Source organism: Pseudomonas sp. HN11 (genome assembly GCF_021390155.1).
Taxonomy (GTDB): domain Bacteria; phylum Pseudomonadota; class Gammaproteobacteria; order Pseudomonadales; family Pseudomonadaceae; genus Aquipseudomonas.
Window position 1 is genome coordinate 5,147,034 of record NZ_CP089985.1, and the last position, 18,120, is coordinate 5,165,153.

17 protein-coding genes are annotated in these 18,120 nt (G+C 58.8%); 3 read left to right on the top strand and 14 right to left on the bottom strand.

The window, feature by feature from the left end:
* Position 1 precedes the first annotated feature (1 nt).
* Both LVW35_RS23540 and leuA read left to right on the top strand, forming a co-directional pair.
* Positions 2-823 (top strand): M23 family metallopeptidase, encoded by an 822-nt coding sequence (locus LVW35_RS23540; RefSeq protein WP_233892252.1) that lies wholly within the window; start codon positions 2-4, stop codon positions 821-823.
* Positions 824-1,147: 324 nt separating this feature from the next.
* Positions 1,148-2,827, top strand: coding sequence for a 2-isopropylmalate synthase (leuA, locus tag LVW35_RS23545; RefSeq protein ID WP_233892253.1), 1,680 nt, complete (start codon positions 1,148-1,150; stop codon positions 2,825-2,827).
* Between the two features lie 94 nt (positions 2,828-2,921).
* Here leuA and LVW35_RS23550 read toward each other — a convergent pair whose 3' ends face one another.
* A complete protein-coding gene (locus tag LVW35_RS23550) occupies positions 2,922-3,713 on the bottom strand; it encodes an amidohydrolase (protein ID WP_233892254.1) in 792 nt (263 codons plus the stop codon).
* On the bottom strand, positions 3,701-4,849 hold the full coding sequence (locus LVW35_RS23555) for a pyridoxal phosphate-dependent aminotransferase (RefSeq protein ID WP_233892255.1): 1,149 nt from the start codon (positions 4,847-4,849) through the stop codon (positions 3,701-3,703). The genes LVW35_RS23550 and LVW35_RS23555 overlap by 13 nt, the downstream gene beginning before the upstream one ends.
* Before the next feature lie 237 nt (positions 4,850-5,086).
* On the opposite strand from LVW35_RS23555, the gene LVW35_RS23560 reads away from it, so the two are divergent.
* Positions 5,087-6,292, top strand: a complete 1,206-nt coding sequence (locus LVW35_RS23560) for a hypothetical protein (protein WP_233892256.1) — start codon at positions 5,087-5,089, stop codon at positions 6,290-6,292.
* Positions 6,293-6,379: 87 nt separating this feature from the next.
* Here the strand turns inward: LVW35_RS23560 and der are convergent, their stop codons facing one another.
* The 12 genes from der to hscA form a co-directional block, all read right to left on the bottom strand.
* Positions 6,380-7,849: a ribosome biogenesis GTPase Der gene (der, locus tag LVW35_RS23565; protein WP_233892257.1), complete on the bottom strand. Its 1,470-nt coding sequence runs from the start codon at positions 7,847-7,849 to the stop codon at positions 6,380-6,382.
* Positions 7,850-7,985: 136 nt separating this feature from the next.
* Complete coding sequence (gene bamB / locus LVW35_RS23570) at positions 7,986-9,137, bottom strand: outer membrane protein assembly factor BamB (RefSeq protein WP_233892258.1); 1,152 nt, start codon at positions 9,135-9,137, stop codon at positions 7,986-7,988.
* Positions 9,130-9,771: a YfgM family protein gene (locus tag LVW35_RS23575; RefSeq protein ID WP_016977673.1), complete on the bottom strand. Its 642-nt coding sequence runs from the start codon at positions 9,769-9,771 to the stop codon at positions 9,130-9,132. Before LVW35_RS23575 ends, bamB begins: the two co-directional genes overlap by 8 nt.
* Positions 9,772-9,812: 41 nt before the next feature.
* Complete coding sequence (gene hisS / locus LVW35_RS23580; protein ID WP_233892259.1) at positions 9,813-11,102, bottom strand: histidine--tRNA ligase; 1,290 nt, start codon at positions 11,100-11,102, stop codon at positions 9,813-9,815.
* A gap of 21 nt (positions 11,103-11,123) precedes the next feature.
* Positions 11,124-12,233 (bottom strand): flavodoxin-dependent (E)-4-hydroxy-3-methylbut-2-enyl-diphosphate synthase, encoded by a 1,110-nt coding sequence (ispG, locus tag LVW35_RS23585; RefSeq protein ID WP_003175952.1) that lies wholly within the window; start codon positions 12,231-12,233, stop codon positions 11,124-11,126.
* Positions 12,234-12,235: 2 nt separating this feature from the next.
* Positions 12,236-13,216 (bottom strand): RodZ domain-containing protein, encoded by a 981-nt coding sequence (locus tag LVW35_RS23590; protein WP_233892260.1) that lies wholly within the window; start codon positions 13,214-13,216, stop codon positions 12,236-12,238.
* Positions 13,216-13,974 (bottom strand): type IV pilus biogenesis/stability protein PilW, encoded by a 759-nt coding sequence (pilW, locus tag LVW35_RS23595; protein ID WP_233892261.1) that lies wholly within the window; start codon positions 13,972-13,974, stop codon positions 13,216-13,218. Before pilW ends, LVW35_RS23590 begins: the two co-directional genes overlap by 1 nt.
* Positions 13,975-13,986: 12 nt before the next feature.
* Positions 13,987-15,135: a 23S rRNA (adenine(2503)-C(2))-methyltransferase RlmN gene (gene rlmN / locus LVW35_RS23600; RefSeq protein WP_233892262.1), complete on the bottom strand. Its 1,149-nt coding sequence runs from the start codon at positions 15,133-15,135 to the stop codon at positions 13,987-13,989.
* A 29-nt stretch (positions 15,136-15,164) separates the two neighbouring features.
* Positions 15,165-15,590, bottom strand: a complete 426-nt coding sequence (gene ndk, locus LVW35_RS23605) for a nucleoside-diphosphate kinase (protein ID WP_083356869.1) — start codon at positions 15,588-15,590, stop codon at positions 15,165-15,167.
* A 92-nt stretch (positions 15,591-15,682) separates the two neighbouring features.
* Positions 15,683-15,883 (bottom strand): Fe-S cluster assembly protein IscX, encoded by a 201-nt coding sequence (gene iscX, locus LVW35_RS23610; RefSeq protein ID WP_016977667.1) that lies wholly within the window; start codon positions 15,881-15,883, stop codon positions 15,683-15,685.
* A gap of 14 nt (positions 15,884-15,897) precedes the next feature.
* Positions 15,898-16,239, bottom strand: a complete 342-nt coding sequence (gene fdx, locus LVW35_RS23615) for an ISC system 2Fe-2S type ferredoxin (protein WP_015885743.1) — start codon at positions 16,237-16,239, stop codon at positions 15,898-15,900.
* 3 nt (positions 16,240-16,242) lie between these two features.
* Complete coding sequence (gene hscA / locus LVW35_RS23620) at positions 16,243-18,105, bottom strand: Fe-S protein assembly chaperone HscA (RefSeq protein ID WP_233892263.1); 1,863 nt, start codon at positions 18,103-18,105, stop codon at positions 16,243-16,245.
* Positions 18,106-18,120 lie beyond the last annotated feature (15 nt).

Consider the following 18,120-nt stretch of genomic DNA (forward strand, 5'->3'; position numbering starts at 1 on the left):
GATGCCACGTCTTTTTAGTGTGTTGATGCTGTTGTGCCTTGCCTTTAATGCTCATGCCGATAGCTACATCACCCGCACCTTGAACAAGCCGGTGCCGGGTGGTGTTGCCGTGGTCGAACTAGGCCCCTCCGCCGCCCCGCCCAAAGCCACGTACCTGGGCAAGCCTGTGCTGGTGGTAAAAGAGGCGGACACCTGGCTGGCGATTGTCGGCATCCCGTTGACGGTCAAGCCCGGCAACGAACGCATCAGCAGCGGCGGGCGCAACCTGCCGTTTATCGTCGGCTACAAGAAGTACCCGGAGCAGCGCATCACCCTGAAAAACAAAAGCCAGGTGAACCCCGACCCGGCGCAGCTAAAACGCATCGAGGCGGAGCTGGCGGTACAGATCAAGGCTTACCGCAGTTTCAGCCCGAACCTGCCGAGCAACCTGGTGTTGGACAAACCGGTAAACGGGCCGCTGTCGAGCAAGTTTGGCGTGCGACGTTTCTTCAACGGTGAAGAGCGCAATCCGCATTCGGGCCTGGACTTTGCCGTGCCGGCCGGTACACCGATCAAGACACCGGCCAACGGTAAAGTGATTCTGGTGGGCAACTACTTCTTCAACGGCAATACCGTGTTCGTCGACCACGGCCAGGGCTTTATCAGCATGTTCTGCCACATGTCGAAGATCGACGTGAAAGTCGGTGACCAGCTCACGCGGGGCGCGGTGGTAGGTAAAGTCGGTGCCACGGGCCGCGCGACCGGGCCGCACATGCACTGGAACGTCAGCCTGAACGACGCACGGGTCGACCCGGCGATCTTTATTGGGGCGTTCCAACCCTGAAACGCTCGATTGCGCGCCTGATAATGGGCGCGCAATTAAAACCAGCCCCAGACATATCCTCAAGCACAAAATCTCGCCTCCCACGCAAAAAGCAGAACTTCTCTCAATTTTTCGCGACTGCTTGCCATCTTTCACCCCGGCGGTTAGGGTTGGGCTTATGAAAACCTCTCACACCCTCATTCAGCTCCGCCAGCACCGCAGCCTGTGCCTCGTCAGCGCACGACTGCCAGGCTGAATCGATCTGCCTCGTCTTTCAGTTTTATCCCTAAAAACAGTTCCACGGCAGGCCGCCTTTTCTCGGCCCCTACAACAAAGGATTTACCGATGAGCATGCTCAAAGACCCGTCTTCGAAGTACCGCGCGTTCCCGACCATCGACATCCCGGACCGCACCTGGCCGTCCAAGACCATTACCGAAGCGCCGATCTGGTGCAGCTCCGACCTGCGCGATGGCAACCAGTCGCTGATCGAGCCGATGGACGCGGTGAAAAAGCTGCGTTTCTGGAAGACCCTGGTTGCGGTCGGCGTGAAGGAAATCGAAGCCTCGTTCCCAGCCGCCTCGCAAACCGACTTCGACTTCGTGCGCACCTTGATCGAAGACGGTCACATCCCCGAGGACACCACCATCCAGGTGCTGACCCAGGGCCGTGAAGACTTGATCGCACGCACCTTCGAATCCCTGCGCGGTGCCAAGAAGGCCATCGTGCACCTGTACAACGCCACGTCGCCGTCCTTCCGCCGCATCGTGTTCAACCAGGACAAGGACGGCATCAAGGCCATCGCGGTCAACGCGGCCAAGCTGTTCGTCAAGTACGCCGCCCAGCAGCCGGAAACCCAGTGGACCTTCGAATACTCCCCGGAGACTTTCAGCGCCACCGAGCTGGAGTTCGCCAAGGAAGTGTGTGACGCGGTGATCGAGGTGTGGAACCCGACGCCTGAGCACAAGATGATCCTCAACCTGCCCGCCACCGTTGAGTGCGCCACGCCGAACATCTATGCCGACCAGATCGAGTGGTTCGGTCGTCATATCAACCGTCGTGACAGCGTGATCATCAGCCTGCACACCCACAACGACCGTGGCACTGGCGTAGCCGCCACCGAGCTGGGCCTGATGGCCGGCGCCGACCGTGTCGAAGGCTGCCTGTTCGGCAACGGCGAGCGCACCGGCAACGTCGACCTGGTGACCGTGGCGCTGAACCTCTACACCCAGGGGGTTAACCCCGAACTGGACTTCTCCGATATCGACGGCGTACGCAAGGTCGTCGAAGAGTGCAACCAGATCCAGGTGCACCCGCGTCACCCGTATGTGGGCGACCTGGTCCACACCGCGTTCTCCGGTTCCCACCAGGATGCAATCCGCAAAGGCTTCGCCCAGCAGAAAGACGATGCCTTGTGGGAAGTGCCGTACTTGCCGATCGACCCGGCCGACATCGGCCGCAGCTACGAGGCGGTGATTCGCGTGAACAGCCAGTCGGGCAAAGGCGGCATCGCCTACCTGCTGGAGCAGGAATACGACATCAGCTTGCCGCGTCGTATGCAGATCGAGTTCAGCCAAGTGGTACAGGCCGAAACCGACCGCGTAGGCCTGGAGATGACAGCGCCGCAGATCTACGCCTTGCTGCAGCGTGAATACCTGCAAGCCAACACCCCGTACGCGCTGGTCAGCCATCGCCTGCAGGAAGAAAACGGTAACAGCTTTGTTGAGGTGGAAGTCTCCGGCAAGGGCCAGGGCGAAACCAACCTGCACTGGAAAGGCAAAGGCAACGGCGCGCTGGAAGCGCTGGTAGCAGGCCTGCCGATCGGCGTGGAGATCATGAACTACAACGAACATGCGATCGGTGCGGGCACCAACGCCAAGGCTGCGGCCTATATTGAGCTGCGTGTGAACGGTGAGCGTCCGGTGCATGGCGTCGGTATTGATGAAAACATCACTACGGCAAGTTTCAAGGCGCTGTTCAGTGCGCTGAACCGCTCGTTGAGCCAGCAGGAAGCGAAAGCGGCGTAAGCCGGTTCGTAGGAATGCAAAAGGCCCCTGGGTGAAAACTCAGGGGCCTTTTTGTTGGCTATGTCAGATTTGTGTTGCCCGCGATGGCGGTCGGTCAGACAAACTGAAAGCTATCGGCATCCAGATTGGCCGGAAATCGGGTGCGATACGCGGCCAATTCCGCTGCATCCAGGTTCACCTGAAACACCCCATCCGCTTCACCCGCACTCAGCAAAGTCTCACCCTGGAAATCCAATACCTGGCTGTCCCCGGTGTAGGCAAAGCCCTTCCCATCCGTGCCCACTCGATTCACTGCCGCCACATAACACAGATTCTCAATAGCCCGCGCCGGCAGCAGACGGTTCCAGTGTGAACGCCGCGCACCCGGCCAGTTGGCGGTATACAGCAGCAGGTCGGTATCCTGAGCGTCGCGGCTCCACACCGGGAAGCGCAGGTCGTAGCAAATCAATGGGCGAATACGCCAACCCTTCAATTGGAACTGCACCTGGCGTTCGCCCGGCGTGTAGTGATTGTGTTCACCCGCCATGCGGAACAGATGGCGCTTGTCGTAATGCAACACTTCTCCATCCGGCCGCGCCCACAACAAGCGGTTGCGGTGGCTGCCGTCGGCGTCCTGGATGATCACACTGCCGGTAATTACCGCGTTGTACTTCGCCGCCTGGGCCTGGAGCCAATGATGGGTCGGGCCGTTTTCAGGCTCAGCAAGGTTGTGTGATTCCATCGAGAAGCCGGTGGTGAACATCTCTGGCAACACAATCAGATCGGCGCCTTTGGCCTGTTCCAATAGCATCTCGAAATGTTCGAGGTTGGCCTGGCGGTCATGCCAGGCCAGGCTGGTCTGGACCAGGGCAATGTTCAGGTTCTGCAGTGCACTCAGATCACGCATAGTTTTTCAGCCGCTTGACGCAGCGTTTCCTCGCGTTTGGCAAAGCACAGGCGCACCAGGCGCTGGCCTTGGGGTGGAGTCTGGTAGAACACCGAGACCGGGATGGTGGCGACACCGTGCTCACGGGTCATCCACAGAGACATGGCCACGTCATCCAGGTCCGGGCGGATCTGTGAATAATCCACCAGTTGGAAGTAGGTGCCGGTGACGCGGGTAAAGCTGAAATGCGATGGCGCCAGCAAGTCGCAGAACAAGTCACGCTTGGCTTGGTAAAAAGCTGGCAGCTCCTCGACATGCTCCGGGTGTTCGGCCATGAAATCGGCCAACGCGTACTGCAACGGGGTGACGCCGCAGAAGTTGACGTATTGATGCACCTTGCGCAGTTCGGCCGTCAGGGCCGGTGGCGCAACGACGTAACCGGTTTTCCAGCCGGTGACGTGGTAGGTCTTGCCGAAGGAACTGACCACGAAGGCGCGCTGATAAAGCTCCTCATGGGCCAGTACACTGACGTGGGGCACGCCATCAAATACCAGGTGCTCGTAAACCTCGTCGCTGACCAGGTAGATATCGCGGTCACGGATCAATGCCGCTAACAGATCAAGCTCGGCGCGACTGATCAGCGCGCCCGTCGGGTTGTGCGGTGTGTTGAGGATGATCATGCGCGTACGCGGCGACAGCGCCGCCTGGATCTTCTCGAAGTCGAGGGCAAAGCCATCCAGGCTCAGTTGCACGTGCACGCAACGGCCACCGGCCAGCTCGACCGAGGGCTCATAGCTGTCGTAGCACGGATCGAACACGATGACTTCATCGCCATTACGAATCACCGCCTGTACCGCACAGAAGATCGCCTCGGTGGCACCAGGGGTGATGGTCACTTCACTGTCGGCATTGACCGTAGCGCCATAGCTGCGGGCGATCTTGGCCACCACCTGCTGACGCAGCACCGGCAGGCCAGTCATGGGCGCATATTGGTTGTGACCGAGGGCGATATGTTTGCCCACCGCATCGAGCAAACCCTGGGGGCCATTGAAGTCCGGGAAGCCCTGAGAAAGGTTGAGTGCGCCGGTTTCGGCAGCGAGTTGCGACATGGTGGTAAAAATGGTCGTGCCGACATTCGGCAGCTTGCTGGTGATCATGGGAACCCCTGCTGAACACCCGGCGCTACGGCGGCGCGGGAGGGACCGAGGATAGCCGATTCAATAGTGAGAAAAAACAACTGCACGACGCGATCTACTCACTGATTTATTACGCGCGCCGGCTGCCGCTTAACTGACGAGTGGCCAAAATGATCAGGCGTACCTGTTAGTTTTCACAGTAGCTGGAACTCCCAGACAAGAGTCAAATCAAGGAAAGCGACCTACGAGGAGTACAGCATGGCGACTAACAATCCAGGTGATCTTGATCACACGTTCGGTACTGAGGGGCTTGCGCATATTACTCAGCCGGGTAAGTCATTTTTTCAAGTCCACGGTGTGACGCTAACAAAGGCGGGAAAACTGCTTACTCCCGGGAGTTATACCGATGATACAGGGAAGCACATATATTATTCGCTGGGACGAAGAACACACCTCGGACATCCCGACAACTTCGGCGAGGGCGACTCTGTATCAGGTCGATTTACAGAAGACGCAAGCCTATCTTCCATGGGTCAGAAGGCCTTTGAATTGGAAAATTCCCGGATATTATTGTCAGGTCGCTTCATCGACGGCACTACATCAGTACTGGCGGCATTTGCCCGTTTTGACATCAACGGCAACCCGGACCACAGTTTCGGCGAAAACGGTCGCTATGTAGCACGCTCACCTTTAATCCCAGAGTACGGCAGCGCACATGACCCTTATACCGATGCCTGCATTCAATCTCATCAATACCTCTTGAGCATCAATCCATACGTCACTCACCATAACGTAACAACTGTTATGGTACGAAGCACACATGACGGAAGGCGTGACGCCACGTTCAATAATAATCAAGAGTATGTCGACACTCGTCAGTACGCCGACGAGCAGATACGTTTATCGTCAATCGCCACCCAGCACGATGACAAGATCGTAACCTGTGGTTATACCGAGGACCGTGTAGGGATCCGTAGAGGCATTATTTTACGCTACGAAAAAGATGGACTGGCGGATTCAGCGTTTACCTTTCGTAGAGAAGGCTGGAAACCTGAACATATCATTGTCGTTAACGAACGTATCTTGTGTTGCGGCTCAACAGGCTCAGGGGAAGCCTTACTGTTTGAACTTGATACTGAGGGCAACCTGCAGGGTGAACCCAGCATAACACCCATTAATTTAAGTAACCGATGGACAAAAATGGCCTGGCAGGATAATAAACTAGTTCTAATTGGTGAAAGAAAAAGTGCGTTCGGATCACAACTTGTTGTTGCTCGCTTCAATAACGATAGAACCCTAGACAGATCTTTCGGCACAGGCGGCTACGCATCAATAGACTACGGAGCATCGGAGAGCGCTCCGATTGATGTCACTTACGACACACAGAAAGGTATTGTCATACTGGCTTCTGCCAAAGCAAATATTGGCGACAGCCAATATTACCTGGCTCGTCTTTTTTCATAACCAACGCTGAATACAAATGGGCGCCCAAGGCGCCCATTTATAAGTTGCGCGGCCGGCGACTGATGAACGCCACCCGCCTGATACGGATCAGCGCTTGTCGCGGCGCTTCTTGTCGGCCTTCTTGTGGTGAGTCATCAAACGACGCTTCTTGTTCACCTGACGGTCAGTCAGTGTGTTCTTGTTGCCTTCGTACGGGTTCTCGCCACCCTTGAACTCGATACGGATCGGCGTACCGACCAGTTTCAAGACACGGCGGTAGGTGTTTTCCAGGTAACGCACATAGGACTTCGGCACCTTCTCGATCTGGTTACCGTGGATCACGATAATCGGCGGGTTGGCACCACCCAAGTGGGCGTAACGCAGTTTGATCCGACGGTTGTTGACCATCGGCGGCGCGTGCTCGCCAACCGCATCTTCCAGGATCTGGGTAAGGCGGTTGGTCGGCCAGCGGGTGACCGCAGACTTGAACGAGTTCTGGACGGACGCGTAGAGGTTGCCCACGCCAGTGCCGTGCAGTGCCGAGATAAAGTGGATATCGGCGAACTCGACGAAGAACAGGCGGCGTTGCAGCTCGATCTTGACGAAATCGCGCTCGCTCGGCGTCATGCCGTCCCACTTGTTGATCGCGATCACCAGTGCCCGACCGGCCTCCAGGGCAAAGCCCAGCAGGTTGAGGTCGTGGTCCACCACGCCTTCGCGGGCGTCCATCACGAAGATCACCACGTTGGCGTCTTTGATCGCCTGCAGGGTTTTCACCACCGAGAACTTTTCAACTTCCTCATGGATCTTGCCGCGCTTGCGCACACCGGCCGTGTCGATCAGCGTGTACTTTTCCTCGTTACGTTCGAACGGGATGTAGATGCTGTCGCGGGTGGTGCCGGGTTGGTCGTAGACGATGACCCGGTCTTCACCGAGCATGCGGTTGACCAGGGTCGACTTGCCGACGTTCGGACGGCCGATGATGGCGATCTTGATACCGTCTTTTTCACTTGGGCCAGGAATGCGCTTGGCTTCCTCGCCTTCGGCAACGATTTCCTCTTCGCCCTCTTCTTCCTCGATATCATCCTTGGGGAAATCGCGCAGGGCAATTTCCAGCATCTGGGTGATACCGCGACCATGGGCACCGGCGACCGGGATCGCGTCGCCCAGGCCCATCGGGCTGAATTCGGCACGGGCCGCTTCAGGATCGATATTGTCGATCTTGTTCGCGACCAGATAGGAACGCTTGTTGCGCTTGCGCAGGTGCTCGCCAATCATCTGGTCGGCAGCGGTGTAGCCCGCACGGGCGTCCACCAGGAACAACACGACGTCGGCTTCTTCGATGGCCAGCAGCGACTGCTCGGCCATCTTTTCGTCCATGCCATGCTCGTCACCGGAAATACCACCGGTGTCGACAATAATGTAGGAGCGCCCTTGCCACTTTGCCTCACCGTATTGGCGATCACGGGTCAGACCGGACAAGTCGCCGACGATGGCGTCGCGAGTCCTGGTCAGGCGGTTGAACAAGGTGGACTTGCCGACGTTAGGTCGGCCCACCAGGGCGATTACGGGAACCATGCGGCTCTCCACTTCGTTATTTCAGAAAATACAAAAGCCGCTGCAAGGCAGCGGCTGGTGCTCGGGGCAGCATAATCAAATGCCGCATGCCCCGCCGAAGCGGGGCCGCCTGGGAGTTTTACCCCAAGCATAGTTCTTACTTGATGGTCAGGGCTTCCAGCTTGCCGCTGTTGCCATACACATAAAGCATGTTACCCACCACCAGCGGACGCGCACGCAGGCCGTCGCTGTCGATACGCTCGCGACCCACGAAGCGACCGTCCACCTGGCTCAGCAGGTGCAGGTAGCCTTCGAAGTCACCCACGGCGACGTAGCTGGAAAACACTTCCGGTGCCGACAGTTGACGGCGAGCCAGGGAGTCGTTGCTCCACAGCGCGGTAGTGGAACGTTCGTCGACACTTTCAACGGTGCCGGACGCCAGGCTCACGTAGACGCTGCCAAACCCTTGGGCGACACCGGCGTAGCTGGAAGCATCACGCTGCCAGTTCACACGGCCGCTCTGCAGGTCCAATGCCGCAACACGGCCCTGGTAGGTAGCGACGTAGAGGGTTTCACCGGACAGCAGCAGGCCGCCGTCGATGTCCACTACGCGGTCCAGCTCGGAACGACCTTGCGGGATGGCCACCCGGGTTTCCCAGGCCGGCACGCCGTTCTGGGTATCCAGGGCGACCACTTTACCGGTCGACAGGCCTGCAACGGCCAGATTGTTGGTCACAATCGGACCACTGGTACCGCGCAACGTCAGCACCGCTGGGGTGCTGTCGTACAACCAACGCTGTTCGCCGGTGCTGGCGTCAAGGCCGATCACACGGTCGTCCTGGGTCTGCACCACAACGATATCGCCGTTGGTGGCGGGCGGTGCGAGGACTTCACTGGTCACCCGAGCGCGCCATTTCTCTTCACCGGTGCTGGAATCCAGGGCCACGACTTCGCCCTTGAGCGTGCCAAGCAAGACCATGCCGTAACCCACGCCGACGGCACCGGATACCGGTATTTCGAGGTCTTTCTTCCACTTCACGTCACCGTTCATGCGATCCATGGAGATCACCACGCCAGTCACGTCAGCAGCCACAATGCTGTCACCGTCGATCGCCGGTACCAGCATGTTGTAGGTTTCACCCTGGCCATCACCGATGGAGCGGCTCCACTGCTTTTGCAGCACCACTTCTTCCTTGAAGCTGGTCAGCTCCGCAGGCGGCAGTTCTTTCTTACTGTTGCTGCTGCAACCCGCGGCCAGAACGGCCAGAGCCAGCAATGCTGCATGTTTCCAACGGATCACGTCACGCATCCCCTTTGGCCAAGTCGTCCAGCTTGATTTGTAAGCCACCGACCGCCGCTTCATCAGACAGCGCCGCCTTGGCTTTTTGGTACGCAGCATTGGCTTCGTCGGTACGACCCAATTGGACCAACAGGTCGCCCTTGAGCTCTTCGCGAGTGGCTACAAATGCCTTGTCAGCATCGCCGTCGAGCAGTTTGAGTGCTTCGTCAGCCTTGTTCTGTGCCGCCAGTACCTGAGCCAGGCGCTGACGTGCGATTTCACCCAGGGTCGGGTTGGTCGGCTTGTCGGCGATGGCCTTCAGTTCAGCGGCTGCGTCGTCCAGCTTGCCGGTGTCGACCGCGACTTTCGCGACGAACAGGCTGCCGTATTGGGCGTAGGTGCTACCGCCAAATTCGTTTTTCAGCTTGCCGGCCAGGTCCGCAACCTGCGCAGGGTCCGGCTTGCCGTCCGGCGTCAGGGTGGTTTCCAGCAATTGCTGATAGAGGATCGAGGCGCCTTGGGACTGGTTAGCCTGATACTTGGTCCAGGCTTGCCAGCCGAACACCACCACTAAAGCCAGCAGACCGCCAGTAACCAGGGGCTTGCCGTTACGCTGCCACCAGTCCTTGAACTCGGCCAGTTGATCATCATCAGAACTCGACACCCCAATACTCCTTAATCGCTAAATTCGGCTGTTCGACAGCTTCAACCCTGCACGACGCAGGTGGCCAAGTGCGCAGCGAGCGCATCAAAGGCAATGTTCTGTTGCTCGCCCTGGCCACGCAGGGGTTTGAAACCTATCACTTGCTGGGCCAGCTCGTCATCGCCGAGGATCAGTGCATACAGCGCACCGCTCTTGTCGGCCTTCTTGAATTGGCTCTTGAAGCTGCCAGCGCCGGCATTGACTTGCAGGCGCAGGTTCGGCAGTTGGTCGCGAATCTTTTCGCTCAGGGCCAGGGCAGCCAGTTCGGCGGCCTCGCCAAAGGCGCACAGGTACACGTCCACCTGACGGGAGATCTCTTCCGGGACCTGCTCCAGGGTTTCCAGCAGCAGGATCAGCCGCTCGATGCCCATGGCGAAGCCCACGCCCGTGGTCGGCTTGCCGCCCATCTGCTCGACCAGGCCGTCGTAGCGGCCACCGGCACACACGGTGCCCTGGGCACCGAGTTTGTCGGTGACCCACTCGAACACGGTCTTGCTGTAGTAGTCGAGACCACGTACCAGCTTGGTGTTGATCACGAACGGAATGTCAGCCGCCTCCAGACGAGCCTTGAGGCCCTCGAAATGGATGCGGGATTCGTCGTCCAGGTAGTCGGCCATTTTCGGCGCATTGACCAGCACGGCCTGGGTATCGGCGTTCTTGGTATCGAGGACGCGCAATGGGTTGGTCTTCAGACGGCGCTGGCTGTCTTCGTCCAACTTGTCCAGATGGGCGGACAGGTACTCGACCAGGGCCACTTTGTAGCGGCCGCGGGATTCGCTGGTGCCCAGGCTGTTGAGTTCAAGCTTGACCGCGTCGCGGATGCCCAGCAGGCCCCACAGGCGCCAGGTCAGCACGATCAGCTCGGCGTCGATGTCCGGACCGTCGAGATTGAACACTTCCAGGCCGATCTGGTGAAACTGGCGATAACGGCCTTTCTGTGGACGTTCGTGACGGAACATCGGACCGATGTACCACAATTTCTGCGGCTGGCCAGCACCGGTGAGGCCATGCTCAAGCACGGCGCGCACACAGGCCGCGGTGCCTTCCGGACGCAGGGTCAGGGAGTCGCCGTTGCGGTCTTCAAAGGTGTACATCTCTTTTTCGACGATGTCGGTCACTTCACCGATGGAGCGCTTGAACAGCTCGGTGAACTCAACGATCGGCATGCGGATCTGCTTATAACCGTAGTTATCCAGCAGGCGCGCGACAGTGCCCTCGAAATAGCGCCACAGCGGCGTCTGTTCCGGCAGGATGTCGTTCATGCCACGAATGGCTTGCAGAGACTTGCTCACATCAAATCCTTAAATTCGTTCTTAGCCGCGCGCGATCAGCGCTGCGTCAGCCGCGACCTTCTCGGCCGCTTTCTCGCGGATCAGCTTTTCCAGCTCATCCACCAGATTGTCATTCGTCAACTTCTGTGACGGCTTGCCGTCGATGTAGATCAGGTTCGGCGTGCCACCGGTCAGCCCCACATGGGCTTCTTTGGCTTCACCGGGCCCGTTGACCACACAACCGATCACCGCAACATCCAGCGGCACCAGCAGGTCTTCGAGGCGCAATTCCAAGTCGTTCATGGTTTTCACCACGTCGAAGTTCTGCCGCGAGCAGCTCGGGCAGGCAATGAAATTGATACCACGAGAACGCAAACGCAGGGATTTGAGAATGTCGTAACCGACTTTCACTTCCTCTACAGGGTCTGCTGCCAGCGAGATGCGGATAGTATCGCCAATTCCTTCGGCGAGCAGCATACCGAGACCCACCGCAGATTTCACTGTGCCTGAGCGTAAACCGCCGGCTTCGGTGATACCCAGGTGCAACGGCTGCACGATTTCCTTGGCCAGCAGGCGGTAGGCTTCTACTGCCATGAACACGTCCGAAGCCTTTACGCTGACCTTGAAGTCCTGGAAATTCAGGCGTTCGAGGTGTTCAACGTGGCGCAGCGCCGATTCAACCAGTGCCGCCGGGGTAGGCTCGCCGTATTTCTTTTGCAGGTCTTTTTCCAGGGAACCGGCGTTGACGCCGATGCGGATTGGAATGCCGCGATCGCGAGCCGCATCAACCACCGCGCGTACACGGTCTTCACGACCGATGTTGCCCGGGTTAATACGCAGGCAGTCCACACCCAACTCGGCCACCCGCAGTGCGATCTTGTAGTCGAAGTGAATGTCGGCAACCAGCGGCACCTTGACCAATTGCTTGATGCGACCAAAGGCTTCGGCAGCGTCCATGTCTGGCACGGAGACGCGCACGATGTCCACGCCAGCAGCTTCCAGACGATTGATCTGGGCAACGGTGGCGGCCACGTCATTGGTGTCGCTGTTGGTCATGCTCTGGACGGCGATGGGGGCGTCGCCACCCACCGGCACCGAGCCGACCCAGATCTTGCGCGATACGCGACGTTTGATTGGAGATTCGCCGTGCATGACTATTGTCCCAACTTCAGGCGAGCGGTCTCGCCAGTGGTGAACGGCGCTACGTCCACAGGCTGGCCGTTGTAGGCCACTTGCGCGCCACGGGCGAAGCCCAGACGCAGCGTCAAAGGAGGCTTGCCGCCCTGGTCAAGCGTATCTCCCTTACGCTTCAGACCGCTAAACAGCACTTTGCCATTGCCATCGGTGACCTGCGTCCAGCAGTCAGCGATGAAGGTAATCTGTAAGCGGCCATCACCGGCGATCAACGCCGGGGTGGTGGGCGGCGAAATCGCAGGGGCAGCAGGAGCGGCTGGAGCCGGAGTTGCTAGCGTCTGCGCTGGGGCGGCCGGAGTGTGAGCCGGGGCAGCAGGCGTTGCAGGAGCCGGGACAGCAGCGGTCGCGGCTGGTGCGGTTTCCGGTGCTGCTGGCTGCTCAGTGGCAACCGGTGCCTCAGGCACGGCCTGGCCTTCGGCAACGGCCTGGTCTTCCGGCTCGTCCAGCGGATGAATCTGGGTGGTGCCGTCGGCGCTTTCGACTTCGACGTGCTCCATGGCGTTGCTGGTCAGGTCCTTGGTGCGCTGGGAGGTCTGGTCTTGCCACCAGACAAAACCACCGCCAATGACTGCGATCAACAGCAACAGGCTAACTATTCGCAAAATCGTGTGGGAAACCCGCACCGGTTCTTCGATGCGACCCAGGCCATGTACATTGCTGCCTTGGGAGTCGGTGCCGGTGAACTGGTCAAATTCCTGGACCAATACGGCTTGGTCAATGCCCAGCAACTTGGCATAGGCACGTATATAGCCGCGGGCAAAGGTGTGCCCAGGCAGCTTATCGAACGCGCCGGCTTCAAGATTGCCCAGGGAGGTGGTGGTCAAATTGAGCTTGAGGGCCACTTCCGCCAGCGACCAACCATTGCTTTCGCGGGCCTGGCGCAAGGTGTCGCCTGGGTTTACGCGATTAGCTGCTACAACTTCCGGGTGCGCCGCTTTCATCATTGCTCCGACAGGTATTGCTGATATTCCGGCGTACCGGGATAGAGTCGTTCGAGTTGCTGGCCAAAACGTGCGGCCGTGTCGCGTTCTTCATGAACCGTCGCCAGGCGCACACCGAGCAATAGACTACGTGCATTTTGCCCGCTGAGCAGGCTAAAACGCTCGTAATAGTCACGTGCCGGCACATAATGCCTGTCATCAAAGGATATCTCAGCCATTTCGAGCAATGCCCGAGGCTGCCGACCATTCAAATGCAGGGCTTTTTCCAGTTGCTGGCGCGCGTTATCGCGTTGACCGAGGCGCATCGAGGTGACACCAAGGTTCTCGAACACCCGCGAACGTTCAGGATAGAGGGTATCAGCGCTGGCCTGCTGAAAGTAAAGGGCGGCCTGGTCGTAACGTTTCTGCTCGAACAGGAAGCTGCCGTAATTGTTCAGCAGCCGAGGGTCGGCAGGACGGGAGGCCAGGGCCTTGTGGAAATACTGTTCGGCCAATTCAGGCTCAGCCTGGGCCTGGAATACCAGGGCCAGTGCGCCATTGGCGTCGGCATCGTCGCTGTCCAGCTCCAAGGCTTTCTTCAACGGCACCTTGGCCTGCTCGCTCATGCCTTGTTGCAGGTAACCCAAGCCCAGTTGCACATAGGCAACCCGCGCCTCGTCACGGCCTTTACCGGTTTGCAAAGGGCTCTCAGGACCCGATGAAACACAACCGGCCGCAAGACCGGTAACAAGCAAAAGCGGCGCAAGGCGCAAGGGCATAGAGATCCTCTCTCAGATTCGATTCACAGCAATCAGCGGTAAATCGTCGGCGGCGCTTACTTCGCGTCCGGCGATATAACGTTCGCTGCGGCGGGTGCGGTCCATCACCTGCCCTACCAATTGGCCACAGGCGGCGTCGATGTCTTCACCACGGGTGGTGCGGACGGTGACGTTGTAACCGGCCTGGTGCAGTTGATCCTGGAAACGGCGGATGGCGTTGTTGCTCGGTCGCTCGTACCCAGAATGTGGAAACGGGTTAAACGGAATCAGGTTGATCTTGCACGGGGTGTTCTTGAGCAACTCGATCATCTCGACCGCGTGTTCGACCTTGTCGTTGATGTCCTTGAGCAGGGTGTACTCAATGGTCAACACACGTTTCTCGCCCAAAGTTGCCATGTAACGCTGGCAAGATTCGAGCAGCATCTTAAGCGGATACTTCTTGTTGATCGGCACCAATTGGTTACGCAATGCGTCATTGGGCGCGTGCAGCGACAACGCCAGGGAGACGTCGATGTGCTTGGCCAGCTCATCGATCATCGGTACCACGCCGGAGGTCGACAGGGTCACACGGCGCTTGGAGATGCCGTAGCCCAGGTCGTCCATCATCAAATGCATGGCCGAAATGACATTATCGAAGTTCAGCAGCGGCTCACCCATGCCCATCATCACCACGTTGGTGATGGCACGGTCGACGGTCGCCGGGACGCTGCCAAAGGATTTGTTGGCAATCCACACTTGGCCGATCACTTCGGCGGCGGTGAGGTTGCTATTGAAGCCTTGCTTGCCGGTGGAGCAGAAACTGCAGTCCAGGGCACAGCCTGCCTGGGACGAAACGCACAAGGTGCCGCGTTTGCCCTGGGGAATGTACACGGTCTCGACGCAGCTGCCGGACGCCACACGCACCACCCACTTACGGGTGCCGTCGCTGGAGATGTCCTCGCTGACCACTTCGGGACCACGGACCTCAGCAATGGCCTTGAGCTTGTCGCGCAGGGCCTTGCTGACGTTCGTCATGGCGTCGAAATCGTCGACGCCAAAGTGGTGAATCCATTTCATTACCTGACCGGCACGGAAACGCTTCTCCCCGATTGAGTCGAAGAATTTCTCCATTTCCGGCTGGGTCAAACCCAGCAGGTTGGTTTTTACAGTCGATGTCGTCATGGATTCACCCTCACTCTTTAAGCCGATGCTTAGCGAGCGGTTACTTCAGTAGCGGCGAAGAAGTACGAGATTTCGCGAGCAGCAGCAGCTTCGGAGTCCGAACCGTGTACAGCGTTGGCGTCGATGGACTCAGCGAAGTCAGCACGGATAGTGCCAGCAGCTGCTTCTTTAGGGTTGGTAGCGCCCATCAGCTCACGGTTCAGAGCGATAGCGTTTTCGCCTTCCAGCACCTGAACAACAACAGGACCGGAGATCATGAAGGAGACCAGGTCGCCGAAGAAGCCACGAGCGCTGTGCTCAGCGTAGAAGCCTTCAGCTTCAGCCTTGGACAGTTGCTTGAGTTTCGAAGCTACAACCTTCAGGCCGGCTTTTTCGAAACGAGTGGTGATCTCGCCGATGACGTTTTTTGCAACAGCGTCAGGCTTGATGATGGAGAAAGTACGTTGAACAGCCATGGTGTAACTCCAGAAACGGTAATTTACGAAAAATTAAACCCGCGAATTATACGCGGGTTATTGGGTATTGCCTAACTGCGTAAAGGGAGGCGTCAGTCCTGTTCTTCTTTCCAGGCAGTCTGGATAGCCTCCAGAACCTTCTCACCGCCGCGATCACGCTCATCTTCGAACCCTGGCAACGCCATGACCATGTCACGCAAAGCTACAAAGTTCAGGGAGTAAGGATCCAGATCCGGGTTGGCATCAGCCAACAGGATAGCGATCTCTTGCACATCAACCCATTTAAGACTCATGACACTTCCTTGAATCAATGCGGCGCTTCGGCAGCATGGTTGAGGGAATATTTCGGAATTTCGACGGTGATGTCTTCCGTCCCGACCTTTGCTTGACAGCTTAGACGCGAAGTCGCTTCCAGGCCCCACGCGCGGTCAAGGAAGTCCTCTTCCAGCTCGTCAGCCTCTTCAAGGCTGTTGAAGCCCTCGCGTATGACGCAGTGGCACGTGGTGCAAGCGCACACTCCGCCGCAGGCGCTTTCGATCTCGATGTGGTTGTCATGGGCAACTTCGAGGATGGACTTGCCGGTCTCAGCCTCCACGACCATACCGTCCGGGCAATGCTCGGCGTGTGGCAGAAAAATGACCTGCGGCATTAATTATTCCTCGATTTCATTCAGGTTGCGTCCCGCCAGGGCGGCTTTGACCGTCTGGTCCATACGACGGGCGGCAAAGGCATCGGTCACTTGCGACAGGCGCTTGGTCTGTTGCTCGATGGCATAACCATCGTCGCCTTTCATCAATTCGGCCAACTCCTGCATCTGCAGATCGATGACCATACGTTCCTCGGCATCCAACAGGCGCTCGCCGTCAGCGTCCAGGGCGCCCTGTACTGCTTCGAGCAAACGCTGGGCGTCGACTTGCTGCTCACGCAATACACGGGCGACCTTGTCGTCACCGGCATATTGGAACGAGTCCTTGAGCATCTTGGCGATTTCGCCGTCGGTAAGACCGTAGGACGGCTTGACCTGGATGCTGGCTTCAACGCCCGAGGCCAGCTCGCGCGCAGCAACACTCAGCAAGCCGTCGGCGTCGACCTGGAAGGTCACACGGATCTTCGCCGCACCCGCGACCATCGCCGGAATGCCGCGCAATTCGAAGCGCGCCAGGGAGCGGCAGTCGCTGATCAGCTCGCGCTCACCTTGCAGCACGTGGATCATCATGGCCGTCTGGCCATCCTTATAAGTGGTGAAGTCCTGGGCGCGGGCGACAGGGATGGTGGTGTTGCGTGGAATCACCTTCTCCATCAAGCCGCCCATGGTTTCCAGGCCGAGGGACAGCGGAATCACGTCGAGCAGCAGCAACTCGCCACCGTCGCGCTTGTTGCCAGCCAGGGTATCGGCCTGGATCGCGGCGCCGATGGCGACCACTTGATCCGGGTCGATTTCAGTCAGTGGCTGGCGACCGAAGGCTTCGGCGACGGCTTCACGAACGCGCGGCACGCGGGTGGACCCACCGACCATGACCACGGCACCGACATCTTCCAGTTCGATACCGGAATCACGCACGGCACGGCGGCAGGCTTTCAGACTGCGGGCAACCATCGGTTCGATCAACGCATCGAAGGCTTCGCGGGTCAGCTGGGCCGACCAAGTGCCGTAAGAAACTTCAACAGTTGCGGCATCCGTCAGCGCTTCTTTAGCGGCACAGGCAGTTTGCAGCAGATTGCGCTGCGCGCCAGGATCCAGATCGGCCGACAAGCCGGCGCCGCTGATGATCCAACCCGCGATGGCGTGGTCGAAGTCATCGCCGCCCAGGGCGCTGTCGCCGCCGGTCGCGAGCACTTCGAAGACACCGCCGGTCAGGCGCAAGATCGAAATATCAAAGGTGCCGCCGCCCAGGTCGTAAATCGCAACCAGGCCCTCTGCATGCTGGTCCAGGCCATAAGCCACGGCCGCTGCCGTCGGCTCGTTGAGCAGGCGCAGCACGTTCAGGCCGGCGAGTTTCGCCGCGTCCTTGGTGGCTTGACGTTGCGCGTCATCGAAATAGGCCGGAACGGTGATCACCGCACCGACCAGTTCGCCGCCCAGGGTTTTTTCCGCGCGCTGGCGCAGCACCTTGAGAATATCGGCCGACACTTCCACCGGACTTTTCGGGCCCTGGATGGTCTCGATGAACGGCATGTGGGATTCACCACCGACAAAGCGGTACGGCAGCTGGTCACCCAATTGCTTGACGTCAGACAGACCACGCCCCATCAAGCGCTTGACCGACAGCACGGTATTCAAAGGATCGGTAGACGCCGCCAGCTTCGCCGACTCACCGACTTCGGTGCGGTCGGCGTGATAACGCACGGCAGACGGCAGGATCACCTGGCCGTCAGCGTCGGGCAACGGCTCGGACAGGCCGCTGCGCAAGGCAGCGACCAGGGAATTGGTGGTGCCCAGGTCAATCCCGACCGCCAGGCGACGCTGGTGCGGTTGAGGGCTTTGGCCGGGTTCGGCGATTTGCAGTAGGGCCATGGTAATCAGGTCTTA

What these genes read in the sequence shown, in the direction of transcription:
- LVW35_RS23540 (WP_233892252.1), top strand. Translation starts at nt 2, where the DNA reads ATGCCACGTCTTTTTAGTGTGTTGATGCTGTTGTGCCTTGCCTTTAAT.
- leuA (WP_233892253.1), top strand. Translation starts at nt 1,148, where the DNA reads ATGAGCATGCTCAAAGACCCGTCTTCGAAGTACCGCGCGTTCCCGACC.
- LVW35_RS23550 (WP_233892254.1), bottom strand. Translation starts at nt 3,713, where the DNA reads ATGCGTGATCTGAGTGCACTGCAGAACCTGAACATTGCCCTGGTCCAG.
- LVW35_RS23555 (WP_233892255.1), bottom strand. Translation starts at nt 4,849, where the DNA reads ATGATCACCAGCAAGCTGCCGAATGTCGGCACGACCATTTTTACCACC.
- LVW35_RS23560 (WP_233892256.1), top strand. Translation starts at nt 5,087, where the DNA reads ATGGCGACTAACAATCCAGGTGATCTTGATCACACGTTCGGTACTGAG.
- der (WP_233892257.1), bottom strand. Translation starts at nt 7,849, where the DNA reads ATGGTTCCCGTAATCGCCCTGGTGGGCCGACCTAACGTCGGCAAGTCC.
- bamB (WP_233892258.1), bottom strand. Translation starts at nt 9,137, where the DNA reads ATGCGTGACGTGATCCGTTGGAAACATGCAGCATTGCTGGCTCTGGCC.
- ispG (WP_003175952.1), bottom strand. Translation starts at nt 12,233, where the DNA reads ATGCACGGCGAATCTCCAATCAAACGTCGCGTATCGCGCAAGATCTGG.
- LVW35_RS23590 (WP_233892260.1), bottom strand. Translation starts at nt 13,216, where the DNA reads ATGAAAGCGGCGCACCCGGAAGTTGTAGCAGCTAATCGCGTAAACCCA.
- pilW (WP_233892261.1), bottom strand. Translation starts at nt 13,974, where the DNA reads ATGCCCTTGCGCCTTGCGCCGCTTTTGCTTGTTACCGGTCTTGCGGCC.
- rlmN (WP_233892262.1), bottom strand. Translation starts at nt 15,135, where the DNA reads ATGACGACATCGACTGTAAAAACCAACCTGCTGGGTTTGACCCAGCCG.
- ndk (WP_083356869.1), bottom strand. Translation starts at nt 15,590, where the DNA reads ATGGCTGTTCAACGTACTTTCTCCATCATCAAGCCTGACGCTGTTGCA.
- iscX (WP_016977667.1), bottom strand. Translation starts at nt 15,883, where the DNA reads ATGAGTCTTAAATGGGTTGATGTGCAAGAGATCGCTATCCTGTTGGCT.
- fdx (WP_015885743.1), bottom strand. Translation starts at nt 16,239, where the DNA reads ATGCCGCAGGTCATTTTTCTGCCACACGCCGAGCATTGCCCGGACGGT.
- hscA (WP_233892263.1), bottom strand. Translation starts at nt 18,105, where the DNA reads ATGGCCCTACTGCAAATCGCCGAACCCGGCCAAAGCCCTCAACCGCAC.